This is a genomic window from Anaerococcus lactolyticus ATCC 51172 (assembly GCF_000156575.1).
Classification (GTDB): domain Bacteria; phylum Bacillota; class Clostridia; order Tissierellales; family Peptoniphilaceae; genus Anaerococcus; species Anaerococcus lactolyticus.
Genome location: NZ_GG666193.1, coordinates 1 through 236, shown reverse-complemented (window position 1 = coordinate 236; position 236 = coordinate 1). Strand labels below are relative to the sequence as shown.

The window sequence follows — 236 nt, the reverse complement described above, 5'->3', positions numbered from 1 at the left end:
ATCGGGGAACGCGCAGCTGGGGCATTTGAAGCCACCGGGCTGGTTCATCGCCAGCAGCGCCTTCGAGCCTTTGCCGATCACGCTCTGCTGCAGCAGCACCTTGGCGGTGGCGCCGGCGGCACCCCAGCCACCGGCGGGCTGGTTGTAGGGCTTGTAACGCGGCGGTTTCTGCTCGGACATGTTCGGGAACCTGGCGGGAGGAACGCAGCAACAATCGGCACAACGCGGTCCGGCGG

General features: G+C 67.4%; 1 protein-coding gene. It reads right to left on the bottom strand.

Translation table 11 applies throughout. The annotated features are described in order from the left end of the window. Positions 1-180 (bottom strand): hypothetical protein (locus HMPREF0072_RS11730; RefSeq protein WP_211204258.1); only part of this gene is annotated, 180 nt, incomplete at its 3' end. Positions 181-236: the final 56 nt, after the last annotated feature.